The following is a 14,431-nucleotide window of genomic DNA, read 5'->3' as shown; positions in this document are numbered from 1 at the left end:
AATAATAACAACAAAATTGGAGAATATATTATGATCCCTATTACGGAGATTTTCTGCTTAATTGATGATTTTTGCAAGCATTTTGATACGGAGCAAAATAAATATATATTACCAAATCCTAACCGTAAGCGTAAAGTAGTTTGCAGTATAGGACTCTCAGAGATTATTACTATTATAGTAATGTTTCACTTGAGTCACTACCGTACCTTTAAAGATTTTTATTTATGCTGCCTATGTCAAAGTTATAGAAAGGAATTTCCAAAACTTGTGAGCTATAGTCGTTTTGTTCAGTTAATGCCAATGAGCTTCATGCCCATGGTGTTACTGCTAAAAAGCCTATCAGGAAAACAAACTGGTCAATATTATATCGACTCTACTAAACTTCCTGCTTGCCATAATTTAAGAATTAATAGACATAAAGTATTCAAAGACATAGCAAAAAGAGGTAAGACTTCCACTGGGTGGTTCTTTGGTTGTAAGCTACATATTGTCATTAACAGTTGCGGAGAGATTATGAGTTTTTCTTTAACTCCAGGAAATGTTGATGATAGAGCAGTGGTGGAAAATTTAGTAGATAAATTACAAGGCTGGCTTTTTGGTGATCGTGGGTATATCAGTAAAAAACTCACTCAATCCCTTGCTAATCAAGGTTTAGAACTAATAACAAAAATTAAAAGTAATATGAAAGAAAGAATAATAGATCCTATTAAAAAGCGGTTTTTAAATAAAAGGTATATTATTGAAACCATTAACGATCAACTAAAAAACCTTTGTCATATAGACCATACAAGGCACAGATCTGTTATGAATTTTCAAACTAACGTATTAGCTGGACTGCTTGCCTATGTTTTTAAGCCTAATAAAATTTCTGTAGCTTTTGGAAAATTAAACAATCTCAACCTTCCTCTTACATCAAACTGAGGTTAAAATATACTTAAAACGTTTTACCAACCTCATATCTCTAAAACTTATACCACTAAATTCTTGTTCTATCCAACATAAATCTGTGTCTTCCATAATACACCTTTAATTTTAGTAAAAGATGTACTTTATTATAGTTTATAGTTGGCTTTCTACTATTTTTATACTTACACGTCAGTTCGGGATAAGATATAGATGAAATAGTAATAGATAAAAGGATTGTCAAAAAGGAGTGCCTGCAGTATTTATATTTTTAAACAAAAAAACAAACTACAGGCATGAAAAAAGATATCACAGAATTATATAGTTTTATAGATGATTTTTGTAAAATTTATTTGGAGTATGAACAGAGAAAGTTATTACCATCAAATAAGCAAAGAAATCGCTGTTGTAGCATGAGTCTAAGTGAAATGTTAACAATAATAATTATGTTTCATACATCCTATGCTAAGAATTTTAAATTTTTCTATAAAAGTTATATAGAGTGCATGCATAAGGATGATTTTCCCAAAGCCTTGAGTTATAATAGATTTGTTGAATTAATGGCACGATTATTCATACCGCTAAATATGTTGATTCATTTGTTGTTTGGTGAGGAAACAGGTATTTATTTTATTGACTCTACAACGATTAAAGCTTGTCACAATAAAAGGCGTTATAGCAATAAAGTTTTTAAAGGATTAGCCAAACATAGTAAATCCTCTATGGGGTATTTTTATGGTTTTAAATTACATGTAATAATCAATAATAAAGGGGAGTTTATGGCATTAAAAGTGACCAAAGGCAATGTAGATGATAGGGTTCCAGTACCGGAGTTAACAAAAAGATTAACTGGAATTATAGCAGCTGATAAAGGTTATATTAAGCAAAATTTGTTCTTAAATTTATATGAAAGAGGCTTAAAAATGATTCATGGAATTAAGAAGAATATGGAAAATAAATTAATGGATTTGAAAGAAAAAATCTTACTTCGAAAGCGTAACTTAATTGAAACAGTTTTTGATTATCTAAAAAATAAAATGAACCTTGAACATACTAGACATAGATCACCAATAAATGCCTTTGTCCATATATTATCTACTCTTGTTGCTTACTCATTAAAGAAAAATAAACCTTCAACAAAATTTGATTTTAATCTACATGTTCACAATATCCTTATCCCGAATTGACGTGTTTTGATATAAACCATACATACCTGCAACAGATGTAAACATAATACCGATAATTCCTGATCTTCAATATTGTTCGTTGCAATGTGACCTAGTTTACCGTAAAAAATAAAATCCATTACATTATTAAGGCGTTCAACAATATTTAGTCCTTCATTAACTTCAATACGTAATTCTTCCGAGGATAAATATTTACACAAAAATATGGTTTTATTGGCTTTGCCTAGTTCTACCAGTGCCTTATATACCGGATGAGCGTAATTATTATTACTAAATCTTTTGATTAATACGGATGGTGTAACTATTCCTAGTTTTAGGGCAACCATATGTTTGACAGTCTCATCGTAATTATCTTCTAATAACTCCCAATTTATACTTCCCTTTAGGATCTCTGAAATATTTTTATATTTATTTCTATCTCTAGAATCAACGTAATACAATTTTTGCTTATTGATTGCCTTTAGTCTCGGGCATAAGGAGAAATCTAGTAAATAACTCACGGCAAAACCTATTACACTTTGTCCATGGGTATCGACAAATACACGATTCATGTCCATGTCCGTATCATGGTCAATAATGCCTTTTATCATGCTACCTACCTCTGATGAGGTGCAATCCTTTAACTGCGAGTAAATACATAATGATTTCTTGTCAACATGCCAATAAATCATTACTCCTTTCTTACCATAACGAAAATGCCATTCGCTCATTAGATTTTGATCCCAAGCAAACAGATGAGTTGAGTCACAGGCCACTGTTGTAGTAGCCTCTCCCCAAACATCAGGATTTCGTGTTTTTAAAACGTTATTAACCATTGTACGAATAGCATTTCTAATGTTTGTAGCATTAATATGGCGTTTTTTTACATAACGTAAATCACTATAATTAACATTATCATTAGCAATGCTGATTCTTTTTAATCCGGTGTTGCTACCAATGCCAAATATACATAGTAATAGTCTTCTTTGTAGATCAGAACTATTGATATTGCTGCTTTTACCAACAGTTTCAAGTTCCTTAGTAAAATTGATTCTTAGATCGCACTCTTTTAAAATATCAATTAAGTGTATACTTGACCACTTATTATTGATTTCTTGCTGTAACTTAATAATATTATCAGGTTCATCCTGTGAGTCTAAGGGAGTAAGCTTTATATTGTTACCAACTTTACTTTGTTGGATCTTTACAAACTGATTATTAGGAATATTTGCATTTAATGCATCTAAGCTGTTAGTAAGTGAAGTCTTTAATTTTTCTACGAACTCCTCGAATTTTAGCGGTAACCCAAGTAACTCATAATATGATTCTCGTTTCTCAATAAAGTCCTTCGGTAAGTCCTTATTCGGATCTCTATAACGGTAACTTTTATTAACCCAAATAGCTTTAAAACCAAGAAGTTCTTTAATCTGTTCTAATATGGCTAGTTCATAATTATATTTATTTATTCGCAATTGACCTTTTTCTATTTTAAAGATCATGCTATACCAGTTCTGTGGGATAGCTCTATTGATTGGTGGGATATTAATATAGTAAGCTAAATCTGATTCATTCCAGTATTGGTTGATAAAACGAATTGCCTTTAAGATAGGTTGATAATCAATATGATCTTCAGAAATTTGTAATATTCTTATTATCGCAAGTAGACTACCTCTATTGCCATAAGCATAGGTGGTATGCATTTTTTCTCGCACCTGAGCCTGATACCACTTACTACCACGATGTTGTAGATCTTCAATTACTTCTTCCAGCTTCTCCTGAGGCACTACCGGATAAACTTTGTCCTCAATAATGCTTTTAGGATTTTTTGCATTTAGTATAGCCAACTTTTCTAGAATATCAAACTTTCCGTCAACACGCTTAACTTCCTGAAGAATATGACGGTCTACATGCTTCTCTGCTCCGGCTCGCATCTTTTTAATTAGTTTAATCATGGTATCTATTAAGGCATCCAACAATAGCTCCAGTCTTACACTACAGAATATTGCCATGGTGGCATATTTTATAGTCGGGGCAAAATCTAGAATATTGCTAGGTGCAAAAACCATCACACGTTCATAATATTTTAATAATAATTTTCTGTCTACTGACTCTATTATACCAATTGCAATAATTAACACGGTGTGTTTATCCAGTCTCTATACATAATTGATTTTACTAAATCTACATTATGAGCAAATTGATTCCAAGCGTAACAAGCCATAGTGACGATATCTTCATATACACCATAACATTGGTTAGACAAGAAATGATTTTTGATCCATTCCCAAACTTGTTCCATTGCATTAAGTTCCGGTGCATAGGGCGGAAGCGGTATCAAAGTGATATTGCTTGGCACAGTTAGTTTTTTGGCTGTGTGCCAACCTGCATTATCCGTTAGTAAAGCTATATGTCGGTTGCCTTGAATACTGCGAGAAAGCTCTTCTAAGAATTTATTCATTGCCTGTGTGTTTGCATATGGTAAAATTAATGCAAAAGCTTCTCCTGTATCATGGCAAGCAGCTCCATAAATATATGTTGAAATGAATTGCTGTTGCCGAACTTTACGGGGTCTAGTGCCACGCTTAGCCCATATACGAGTTAAGCTACCTTGTTGCCCAACTCGAGTTTCATCCTGAGACCATATATCAACTTTACATCTATCGATATTTTTTGGTAATAATTTTGTTAACATGTCTGGGAAGTTTTTTTATATGTATTTTGAGTCTCTTGATTTGACTTTGGATGCATTGAACGAGAAGTAATCCAGCTAAAACCAAGGCGGTGCATAGTATTGTAGACTGTTTTTAAAGCGCATTTAGCACCATATTCCTCAAGTAACATGATATGTAGCTCCTTTCCAGTTATATACCCACCAGTTTTACTTTCACTGAGCGTATTGATTTTATCAAAAAGAGCAGACTCTTGTATAGTGTTAATCTTCCTAGGGGCACCGCTTCTTTGTGATTCAAATAATCCTTCAAAACCATGATTCCTAAATCTTCTGAGCCATGATTGCACAGTTTTCCAGTGTGACTTCACTATTTCAGATATGGCTTTTAAAGATTTGCCTAATTGAAGGTGATACATCGCCAATAAACGTATACGATTTCGACCATGCGGCTCATGTTTCATCATTTTTATAAAATCATGACCATGAAAACCTTGTGGTAATATTAACCTAGCCATTTGAGTACCTTTATCAGTTAAAAACCCATTTTACACCACTGCGTTAATTATTGCAATTGGTATAATACCTGATGGAAAAAGGGTTATTGTGATTATGGACGCTGGCTTTCATATTGAATGGTTTAAGGAAATACGTCAATTCGGGATAAGGATATTGTGAACATGTAGATTAAAATCAAATTTTGTTGAAGGTTTATTTTTCTTTAATGAGTAAGCAACAAGAGTAGATAATATATGGACAAAGGCATTTATTGGTGATCTATGTCTAGTATGTTCAAGGTTCATTTTATTTTTTAGATAATCAAAAACTGTTTCAATTAAGTCAGAACGCCCTCGCAAAGCGAGGGGCTTGACGGTTATGAGCAGCCCAAAGGGCTGCCATTGTTAATTAAAATTCTCCTGATTCGTCAGAGCCTAAACTATCAAGTTGCTCTTGATTCTTAATGTAGTGTTTGATCTGATTCTCTTCAAATCCTACAGTTGAGACCGCATAACCTCTAGCCCACAACTTTTCTCCATTAAAATTACGTTTTCGTCCACCAAACTGCCTAGCAACGGCTATAGCACTTTTCCCCTTGATATAGCCTATTACTTCAGCTACAGAATATTTAGGAGGAATCTTGATGAGCATATGCACATGATCTTGTACCATATGCCCCTCTATGATCTTGCTCCCACGTTGAAAAGCTAACTCATGGAATACGTTCCCAAGATATTTTCTAACCTTCCCGTACAATTCTTTTTTACGACACTTTGGAATAAACACAATATGATATTTGCAATCCCATTTAGAATGATTTAAACTTTCGTATGTTGTCATATATTTTCTCCTTTGACCGTCAAGCCAAAGAAGTTATATATGATAACTTTTTATTTTATACTAAATCTAAAGGCCAAGCCTTGATGGTCTCACTAGTCAAACTAGTGGCTTACCTATCATTGAGTTACGCTTTCGAAGTAAGATTTTTTCTTTCAAATCCATTAATTTATTTTCCATATTCTTCTTAATTCCATGAATCATTTTTAAGCCTCTTTCATATAAATTTAAGAACAAATTTTGCTTAATACGTCAGTTCGGGATAAGATATAGATGAAATAGTAATAGATAAAAGGATTGTCAAAAAGGAGTGCCTGCAGTATTTATATTTTTAAACAAAAAAACAAACTACAGGCATGAAAAAAGATATCACAGAATTATATAGTTTTATAGATGATTTTTGTAAAATTTATTTGGAGTATGAACAGAGAAAGTTATTACCATCAAATAAGCAAAGAAATCGCTGTTGTAGCATGAGTCTAAGTGAAATGTTAACAATAATAATTATGTTTCATACATCCTATGCTAAGAATTTTAAATTTTTCTATAAAAGTTATATAGAGTGCATGCATAAGGATGATTTTCCCAAAGCCTTGAGTTATAATAGATTTGTTGAATTAATGGCACGATTATTCATACCGCTAAATATGTTGATTCATTTGTTGTTTGGTGAGGAAACAGGTATTTATTTTATTGACTCTACAACGATTAAAGCTTGTCACAATAAAAGGCGTTATAGCAATAAAGTTTTTAAAGGATTAGCCAAACATAGTAAATCCTCTATGGGGTATTTTTATGGTTTTAAATTACATGTAATAATCAATAATAAAGGGGAGTTTATGGCATTAAAAGTGACCAAAGGCAATGTAGATGATAGGGTTCCAGTACCGGAGTTAACAAAAAGATTAACTGGAATTATAGCAGCTGATAAAGGTTATATTAAGCAAAATTTGTTCTTAAATTTATATGAAAGAGGCTTAAAAATGATTCATTTCATGGAATTAAGAAGAATATGGAAAATAAATTAATGGATTTGAAAGAAAAAATCTTACTTCGAAAGCGTAACTTAATTGAAACAGTTTTTGATTATCTAAAAAATAAAATGAACCTTGAACATACTAGACATAGATCACCAATAAATGCCTTTGTCCATATATTATCTACTCTTGTTGCTTACTCATTAAAGAAAAATAAACCTTCAACAAAATTTGATTTTAATCTACATGTTCACAATATCCTTATCCCGAATTGACGTAATACTGGTTGTAATTCACTTTTAATGATTTCTTTTTTTCTAAGTCCAGCGTTTTTTATCTTTCTATCTAAAGTTTGATACAAAAATTGTGCAAGTTCTTTATTATTATTAAAAGAAGAATAACACATTTTAAAGGCAGGATTTTCCAAAGCAAAAAGTATTGAGCCAAGTGCGTATAACCTTTTGTGTTCCAATACTCCTAAATAACTACGAAGAAATTCATTGATTAATTTAGATTTTTCACTAAGCAGCTTTAATTGCTCAAAATTATTGATAATTCGTTGTTGTTGATGGATCAGATTGCGATAATCTTCAATTTTTTTGATTTGCTTGATGTTAAAATTTGTAAATGTTTCAGCAGATTTTTTCCAACCATATGTATCAATCTTTAATGTTTCAATTGTACTACCAGAAACCCCAATGGCAATAGTATCAAATTGATTCTTTAAAAATGATGCGTACCATAACGCACCATTTACTGCATAATCTGCAACACATTGCACAATATCTTTTTCATATATATGATATTTGATATCACTTTTATTCTCTATAACAATAACTAGATTACTTTCTTGGTCATAAATAATAAACTCTGGATATCCTTGATTACCAGTTTGTTTCTTTGAAGCATTTGATAAGATGTCATTGATTATTGAATTCTCTGCTTTTCTTGCCCAAACTAATACATTTTTATTAATATTATTAAAATTCCCATCAATATAATTTTGAGAACGTAACATGTTAATAATAATTATATCAGTAACTGCTTCAAGTTTGGACATAGTCATTAGCCTTAAAAAAATAAATCAACCAAGTTACCAATATTATACACCCAATTAGTAAATCAACCAATAACTCATTGAAATTTAATGTAATTCTTACAGATATGGAGGTAAGATAAAATATATTGCCTTAAAAATACAAGTTTTTATTGCTTAAAGGTAAGTAAAACTTTATATTTATATAACATTTGTGTTTTAATTTAACTTCAAAGAATATATCCAGACTATGCATACTATCATTATCATTCTAGTTTCATTATTGTTGATATCATGCTCAGAAGAAAGTGATACATCTAATAATAAAAACAAGTTAGCTGATAATAAGGCAGAGGTAAGTCAGGAAAAAGCACCATTGGAAGAAAATAATGACAACTCTGCTAATGATAAATTAGACATAATAGTAGATGATCAGGAAGTAGAACAACAAGACTCTACGACTTCAACTAATACGGAGAAGCCTCTAGAAACAACAAAGAATTTTACAGTTGAATCTGTTGATGTGAAGACTGATGTGCAGGTTGTTAGCCCGAAACAGATATCTTATAAACCAACTTTCAATGTTAGTCAAAATGATATAATACTTGGTAATATTGAGGCAAATGTGGTGGTAGTTGAGTATTTTTCCCCAACTTGCCCACATTGTGCCTATTATCATGACACAATTCTACCGAAGCTTAAAAAGAAATATATTGACACTAATAAAATTACTTACATAATTCGTGAGTTTATTGGTAATAAACAGGATTTAGATGCAGCAATTTTGCAGCGTTGTCAAAATAATAAAGATAGTTTTCTTAAATTCCAAAGTGTGATATTGTCGCAACAAGATAAATGGGGAGTCAGTAATAGATATCGTGAATTGCTAACAAATATAGCTCAAATTGGTGGAGTGTCAGCAAAAACTTATGCTAAATGTCTTAATGATAACCAAATTGTTGAAACATTACTAGCCAATACTAACCTTGCTGCTAGTGCTCCAAATTTTGTTGGTACACCTACATTCTTTGTTAATGGTATACAAACCAACGGCTATGATTTACAAACTCTTTCTAAGGAAATTGATAAAGCATTAAGCAGCTCTACTACTCACCCTATTAAATGATAAAAAAGTATATGCTCCTATCGTTTGAAGACTGGTAGACGAAGATCAAAATTAGTATGTGACTACCTGCGATCTTGAATAACGACAACGCAATTATCGATTTTCTATCTGAGTATACATGGCACAAAAGAAATTAAAAGATATCCAAGAAAGGATTAAGAAATTTAAAACAAATAGTCATCAGAGGCGTCCTAAGCCTAATCCAGAAAAGCAAATTGATGCGTTTGTTATTGCACTAGATTTGGTTTCTAGCGTGATGCTGGGGTTGATTGCTGGTTTTGCATTAGATAAGTTGTTTAATTCTAAACCATTTTGTGTTATAATATTCTTATTGATAGGTACGTTTGTTGGGTTTAGAATAATTTGGCAAAAATTAAATAATAAAAAATAATGTCACATAGTCCTTTAGATCAATTTGCAATAAAGAAACTAGTAGAAATTAATTTATTTGGTTTTGATATTAGTTTTACCAACTCCAGTTTGTATATGGTGCTTGCTGGGGTTATAGTTCTGTCGTATTTTTATTTAGCTTTAAAAGCAGAAAAAATTATTCCGTCTAGATTACAGCTTAGTGCTGAAATAATTTATGATATAATTACAGTGACGTTAAGTCAAAATGTTGGAGAGAAGGGGCGTAAATTTATACCATTAATTTTTACTTTGTTCATGTTTATTTTATTATGTAATTTGCTCGGAATGCTTCCTTACGGATTCACTGTTACTAGCCATATAGCGGTAACCTTCGCCTTAGCAATTATGATATTTTTTATGGTGACAATTATTGGTTTTATTAATCATGGTCTCCATTTTTTATCAATATTTTTACCTAAAGGTACGCCTATTTGGTTAGCTCCGCTTATGATCATAATAGAATTATTTGCATATTTAGCAAGACCCATAAGTTTATCTTTAAGATTAGCGGCTAACATGATGGCAGGACATGTATTATTAAAGGTAATGGCAGGATTTATAGTATCATTAATGATTTTCCTTAAATTTTTGCCAATTCCATTAATTATTATCCTTATTGGATTTGAAATTTTTGTAGCAATACTTCAAGCTTATATCTTTACAATTCTTGCTTGTGTATATTTGAATGATGCTGTAAATTCACATTAGAAATTTTTATATTTAGGAGTTTATATAATATGGACATGACGTCTCTAAAATTTATTGGTGTAGGACTTATGGCTATTGGTATGCTAGGTGCTGCCATTGGTGTAGGTAATATATTCAGTGCATTGCTAAATTCAATTGCTCGTAACCCTTCAGCTAGTGATCAATTACAAAGAGTAGCGTTAATTGGAGCTGGGCTTACTGAAGCTATGGGCTTATTCTCGTTTGTAATTGCAATTTTGTTGATATTTACTTAATATAACTATGCCTCAGTTTGACGTTGCTTTTTATTGTTCACAAATCTTTTGGTTGGTATTTGCTTTCAGCTTCTTATACCTTCTCGTTGATAAATTCATCGTACCGTTAACTGAAAAGATTCTTAAGAATAGGAAATCCTATATAGATACTAATATTGCTAGTGCAGAAAGTCTAGCAGCAAAAGCTGATAGTCTGCACAAGCAATATGCTAGTAAGATGGAAGAAATATCAAATATCGTAGAAAATCTTAAGAAAGAAGCTACAGATGTAATGGAAGCATCTTTTATATCAAAGAAAAAGCAGCTCGATGATCAATTGAAAGTACAAATTGAAAATAATCGTCATGATATAGAGACAATTAACAAATCGTTTTGGCTTGATGAAAATGATTCATGTATCAATTTAGCAAAATTATTAATTCAAAAAATTACCAATCAACAAGTTGATTTAGAATTACTAAGAGAATCTTACAAAAAGATAAAGTAATGGGATGAAATAATGGAATTATTTGATGAAAAATTTTGGTTAGCCATTTGTTTCCTAATTTTTTTGTATTTAGTCTATAGACCGATAAAAAATATAATTTTAAAATCGTTAGATGACAAAATTATTGCTATTAAAAACCAAGTTGCAGAAGCCCAAAAGCTTAACGAAGATATGGTTTTACTATTTGAAGATGCTGTAAAGCAAATACAACAGCTTGATAGTCTAAGAGAAGAGATGCTCAAAGATGGCAAAGAAGCTGCCAATAATCTAATTGAACAACAAAACGCGGAAATTGATAAATTCTTAGAAAGCAAAAAACTCGAGACTATAGATTTAATGAATAGGCAAAAACTAGAAGCTTCTCAAATGCTGCAGTCTGAGTTTTGCGATAAAATGGTAAAATTAGTAGCTATATATATGCAGTCTACAAAAAATAATGGCATGTCAGATAGTGAAATAGCCAAAAATCTCATGGAAAATCTACCATCAAAGCAGCAATTCCAAATATGACATTATGGATACATAGGGAAATTTTAGAGCCTTTCTAATTAAGTGTGTAAATTTTTCATAGGGCTTAAATTCTACCTTCAAATTTTATCAAAAAGTGAGCCATAGCTGCGTTCCAGTTCGGAATCGGCATAACCCATTTCTTGGTCATATAATCAATTGCCAAATATAAGGTCTTAAAAACGGCATTATCATTTGGAAAAACCCTTTTATTCTTAGTAACCTTACGTAATTGGCTATTGACAGATTCTATACTATTAGTTGTGTATATTACTTTCCTTATCGCCTCAGGGTATTCTAGAAAAACCATTAAATTTTCCCAATGAACATACCAAGATTTAGCAATTTGTGGATACTGTTTACTCCATTTAGCTTCAAAAGATTCTAAAGCAAGATGTGCTTCTTCCTCTGTGCTAGCAGTATATATAGGCTTTAAATCAGCCGCTAATTCTTTTCGGCCTTTATATGATACATATTTTAAACTATTTCTAATCTGATGTACAATACATAATTGATGTTCGGTTTTCGGAAAAACTGCTTCTATTGCCTCAGACATACCGGTTAAATTATCACTGCAAGCAATAAGCATGTCTTGCATACCTCTGTTCTTCATCTCAGTAAAATTACCAAGCCAAAATTTAGCTCCTTCATTTTCACTGTTCCACAATCCTAAAATATCCTTCCTTCCAGATAAATCAATACCTAATGCTACATATACAGACTTATTGATAATTCGTTTATCTTGACGTACTTTTACTACTAAACAGTCAAAAAATACTATAGCATATACTCGATCCAATGGTCGGCTTTGCCATATCTTGACATCCTCAATTACATCATCAGTAATTTGACTTATCAAACTTTCGCTAACGTCAGCTCCATACAATTCTTGCATTTGAATCTTAATATCAGATAAGCTCATTCCTTTAGCGTATAACGATATTATTTTATCATCAAATCCTTCAATACGTCTTTGACGCTTCGGAATTAATGCAGGTTCAAATGTACTACTTCTATCCCTTGGAACCCCAATCTCTACAACTCCATTATTTGTTACTAGATTCTTTACTTTACTACCATTACGAACATTATTGCTATCAGTATGACAATATTTATCATATCCTAAGTGATTATTCATCTCTGACTGCAATGCCTTCTCTACAAGCCTTTTGGTTAATTGTTTTAATAAACCATCCTCTTTAAATAAAGTTGATATATCTGTATCATTATTTATTAATAAATCTATTGCTTGATTCATTGCTTCATTTTGTTTGTGACGCATTATAATTTCTCCTTTTGTTATATTATATTTTTATATAACCTTTGAAAAATTTACACACTTATTTGTACAGAGCCCAACTTTAAGACGAATAATCTATTTTTCTGTTAAAGATTTGTATGTATTTTCTTGAATTCTATAAATATTTTTATACAAACTTATCATAATTCACGTTATTGTAATCAATTTGGTAAAAACCAACGGTTAGCAATAAATAAGTCTATTGCTCTAGAAAAAGCTTTTGATAGGTCGAATCTATATTGGCGGGACTCTGTAATCTCGTTTGCCAGCTAATATCTCCCATAACATTTCCATTGATTCAAAGAAAAAAAGGTCTACTAAACTTCTTATTCGTTCCCATAACGATCCTAATCTACCAAATTGCTCCCTCATTTCTTGAAATAATTTATCAACTAATTGGTGTATTTGATGAATAGTAAATGCTAACAAAGTAAAATTGTAGAAATTATAACATAGATTCTCAGAACCATGACCGTAATTATGTTCTATATTATAACCATGATTCTTTAAGCTATTAAAGCATTCGTTCTCTATTTTCCAACGTGCTCTTGCTCCGTCTATTATTGTTTTAGCATTATCTGAGGTGATTTCTAGATCAGTAATCCATTTACCATAATACTGACTTTTGTTACTACCATCTTTCTGCGGCACTAGCTCCCATGCCGCTATATAATTTGTTCTTACCTTAGTGCTAGTAAATAATTCAACATCATTAACCCATTCAATTATCAATTTGTTCCTTCTAAGGCTCAATGTCTCTATCTTTGATTTATCTACAGATTGAACATTATCCATTAATGTCTTATGATTATTGGGTTTTACTTTAAAAATATAATTAGCTTTATGATCACGAATTGTTTCTATCACTGGAGTTGTTGCATATAAGGCATCAGCATTGATTATTATCCCTAATTTATCATGATCCTTTCTAAATCTTGTCAAAAATCTCTTGAAAGCATTCGTCTCACAATCCTCTTTCTCATCACCATCTTGTACACGAATTTCCTCAGGCATTACTGGTATTACTTGTCGTAACCCAAATTTTACAATAGCCCCTTGTAATACTTGATGACAATGATATTGGTTATTTTTATGCCCTCTAATTAGGCAACGTTTACAACTCACTTTATCAGAGCTGTAATATTGTGTACCATCAACATTTAATAAGTATTTACCAGGAAATATTTGATATTGTTCTAGATGCTTCCCTCGTTGTAATTTACTAAATAATTCTTTGAAAATAGGTCTAAACGTTACGTCACTATCTACTTGGTCTATTACGTTCCTCATCCCCTGATCGCTAGGAAGCGATTGTACTGTAAACATGCTACGCAGATTATTACGTTGTTCCTTCCTTTCCATACGCCTTTGAAATTCTAGCAAAGATACTGATTGAAAATACATACACGCCAAACCAGATAACATAATATCTGCTATACTATTACTACTATTTACACCCCTTCTATCTTCTATACCAGCAAATCTATCTGCAATCATACTTCTGATTGCACTAAAACTTAAATGTTTCTTTGAATGCATAACTTGATACCAAT

16 protein-coding genes and 3 pseudogenes are annotated in these 14,431 nt (G+C 31.5%); 9 read left to right on the top strand and 10 right to left on the bottom strand.

What is annotated here, in order from left to right; translation table 11 throughout:
- The first annotated feature begins 30 nt into the window (after window positions 1-30).
- Window positions 31-921: an IS982 family transposase gene (locus NBW66_RS05060; protein WP_250311922.1), complete on the top strand. Its 891-nt coding sequence runs from the start codon at window positions 31-33 to the stop codon at window positions 919-921.
- Here NBW66_RS05060 and NBW66_RS14920 read toward each other — a convergent pair.
- Window positions 913-1,017 carry a transposase DNA-binding-containing protein gene (locus NBW66_RS14920; RefSeq protein ID WP_410525818.1) on the bottom strand — a complete coding sequence of 35 codons (105 nt, stop codon included), beginning with the start codon at window positions 1,015-1,017 and terminating at the stop codon, window positions 913-915. The genes NBW66_RS05060 and NBW66_RS14920 overlap by 9 nt on opposite strands.
- A gap of 182 nt (window positions 1,018-1,199) precedes the next feature.
- On the opposite strand from NBW66_RS14920, the gene NBW66_RS05055 reads away from it, so the two are divergent.
- Window positions 1,200-2,090: an IS982 family transposase gene (locus NBW66_RS05055; protein ID WP_250310582.1), complete on the top strand. Its 891-nt coding sequence runs from the start codon at window positions 1,200-1,202 to the stop codon at window positions 2,088-2,090.
- Here NBW66_RS05055 and NBW66_RS05050 read toward each other — a convergent pair.
- The 6 genes and pseudogenes from NBW66_RS05050 to NBW66_RS05025 form a co-directional block, all read right to left on the bottom strand.
- Window positions 2,066-4,207, bottom strand: coding sequence for a Tn3 family transposase (locus tag NBW66_RS05050; protein WP_250311921.1), 2,142 nt, complete (start codon window positions 4,205-4,207; stop codon window positions 2,066-2,068). The two genes, NBW66_RS05055 and NBW66_RS05050, sit on opposite strands and share 25 nt — an antisense overlap.
- Window positions 4,201-4,761 carry an IS630 family transposase gene (locus NBW66_RS05045; RefSeq protein WP_250310543.1) on the bottom strand — a complete coding sequence of 187 codons (561 nt, stop codon included), beginning with the start codon at window positions 4,759-4,761 and terminating at the stop codon, window positions 4,201-4,203. The genes NBW66_RS05050 and NBW66_RS05045 overlap by 7 nt, the downstream gene beginning before the upstream one ends.
- The gene (locus tag NBW66_RS05040) at window positions 4,755-5,255 is read right to left on the bottom strand and encodes a helix-turn-helix domain-containing protein (protein ID WP_250310542.1); all 501 of its coding nucleotides are present in this window, start codon (window positions 5,253-5,255) and stop codon (window positions 4,755-4,757) included. The genes NBW66_RS05045 and NBW66_RS05040 overlap by 7 nt, the downstream gene beginning before the upstream one ends.
- Before the next feature lie 135 nt (window positions 5,256-5,390).
- Window positions 5,391-5,594: pseudogene (locus NBW66_RS05035) on the bottom strand (transposase); the annotation flags it as partial.
- 49 nt (window positions 5,595-5,643) lie between these two features.
- The gene (gene tnpA / locus NBW66_RS05030) at window positions 5,644-6,075 is read right to left on the bottom strand and encodes an IS200/IS605 family transposase (RefSeq protein WP_250310729.1); all 432 of its coding nucleotides are present in this window, start codon (window positions 6,073-6,075) and stop codon (window positions 5,644-5,646) included.
- 123 nt (window positions 6,076-6,198) lie between these two features.
- Window positions 6,199-6,321, bottom strand: a pseudogene (locus tag NBW66_RS05025) (transposase); the annotation flags it as partial.
- A 107-nt stretch (window positions 6,322-6,428) separates the two neighbouring features.
- Here NBW66_RS05025 and NBW66_RS05020 point away from each other — a divergent pair.
- Window positions 6,429-7,324 (top strand): annotated as a pseudogene (locus NBW66_RS05020) (IS982 family transposase).
- On the opposite strand, the gene NBW66_RS05015 reads toward NBW66_RS05020, so the two are convergent.
- Window positions 7,300-8,109, bottom strand: coding sequence for a hypothetical protein (locus tag NBW66_RS05015; protein ID WP_250311920.1), 810 nt, complete (start codon window positions 8,107-8,109; stop codon window positions 7,300-7,302). The pseudogene NBW66_RS05020 and the gene NBW66_RS05015 overlap by 25 nt on opposite strands.
- Before the next feature lie 226 nt (window positions 8,110-8,335).
- On the opposite strand from NBW66_RS05015, the gene NBW66_RS05010 reads away from it, so the two are divergent.
- From NBW66_RS05010 to NBW66_RS04985, 6 genes are all read left to right on the top strand, one after another.
- The gene (locus NBW66_RS05010; protein WP_250311919.1) at window positions 8,336-9,211 is read left to right on the top strand and encodes a DsbA family protein; all 876 of its coding nucleotides are present in this window, start codon (window positions 8,336-8,338) and stop codon (window positions 9,209-9,211) included.
- A gap of 118 nt (window positions 9,212-9,329) precedes the next feature.
- Entirely contained in the window at window positions 9,330-9,602 is a 273-nt protein-coding gene (locus tag NBW66_RS05005; protein WP_250311918.1) for an AtpZ/AtpI family protein, read from the top strand.
- Window positions 9,602-10,330, top strand: coding sequence for a F0F1 ATP synthase subunit A (locus tag NBW66_RS05000; protein ID WP_250311917.1), 729 nt, complete (start codon window positions 9,602-9,604; stop codon window positions 10,328-10,330). Before NBW66_RS05005 ends, NBW66_RS05000 begins: the two co-directional genes overlap by 1 nt.
- Window positions 10,331-10,359: 29 nt before the next feature.
- Window positions 10,360-10,584, top strand: a complete 225-nt coding sequence (locus NBW66_RS04995; protein ID WP_094649518.1) for a F0F1 ATP synthase subunit C — start codon at window positions 10,360-10,362, stop codon at window positions 10,582-10,584.
- A 7-nt stretch (window positions 10,585-10,591) separates the two neighbouring features.
- Complete coding sequence (locus NBW66_RS04990; protein ID WP_250311916.1) at window positions 10,592-11,071, top strand: F0F1 ATP synthase subunit B family protein; 480 nt, start codon at window positions 10,592-10,594, stop codon at window positions 11,069-11,071.
- Between the two features lie 12 nt (window positions 11,072-11,083).
- Window positions 11,084-11,581, top strand: a complete 498-nt coding sequence (locus NBW66_RS04985; protein WP_250311915.1) for a F0F1 ATP synthase subunit B family protein — start codon at window positions 11,084-11,086, stop codon at window positions 11,579-11,581.
- A gap of 64 nt (window positions 11,582-11,645) precedes the next feature.
- Here the strand turns inward: NBW66_RS04985 and NBW66_RS04980 are convergent, their stop codons facing one another.
- Window positions 11,646-12,860, bottom strand: a complete 1,215-nt coding sequence (locus NBW66_RS04980; protein WP_250311914.1) for an IS256 family transposase — start codon at window positions 12,858-12,860, stop codon at window positions 11,646-11,648.
- 252 nt (window positions 12,861-13,112) lie between these two features.
- Window positions 13,113-14,417, bottom strand: coding sequence for a transposase (locus NBW66_RS04975; RefSeq protein WP_250311217.1), 1,305 nt, complete (start codon window positions 14,415-14,417; stop codon window positions 13,113-13,115).
- Between the last annotated feature and the right edge of the window lie 14 nt (window positions 14,418-14,431).

This window comes from Rickettsia endosymbiont of Oedothorax gibbosus (assembly GCF_936269705.1).
GTDB lineage: Bacteria > Pseudomonadota > Alphaproteobacteria > Rickettsiales > Rickettsiaceae > Tisiphia.
Note: the sequence above shows the minus strand (reverse complement) of the source record. Positions and strands in the feature narration are given on the sequence as shown.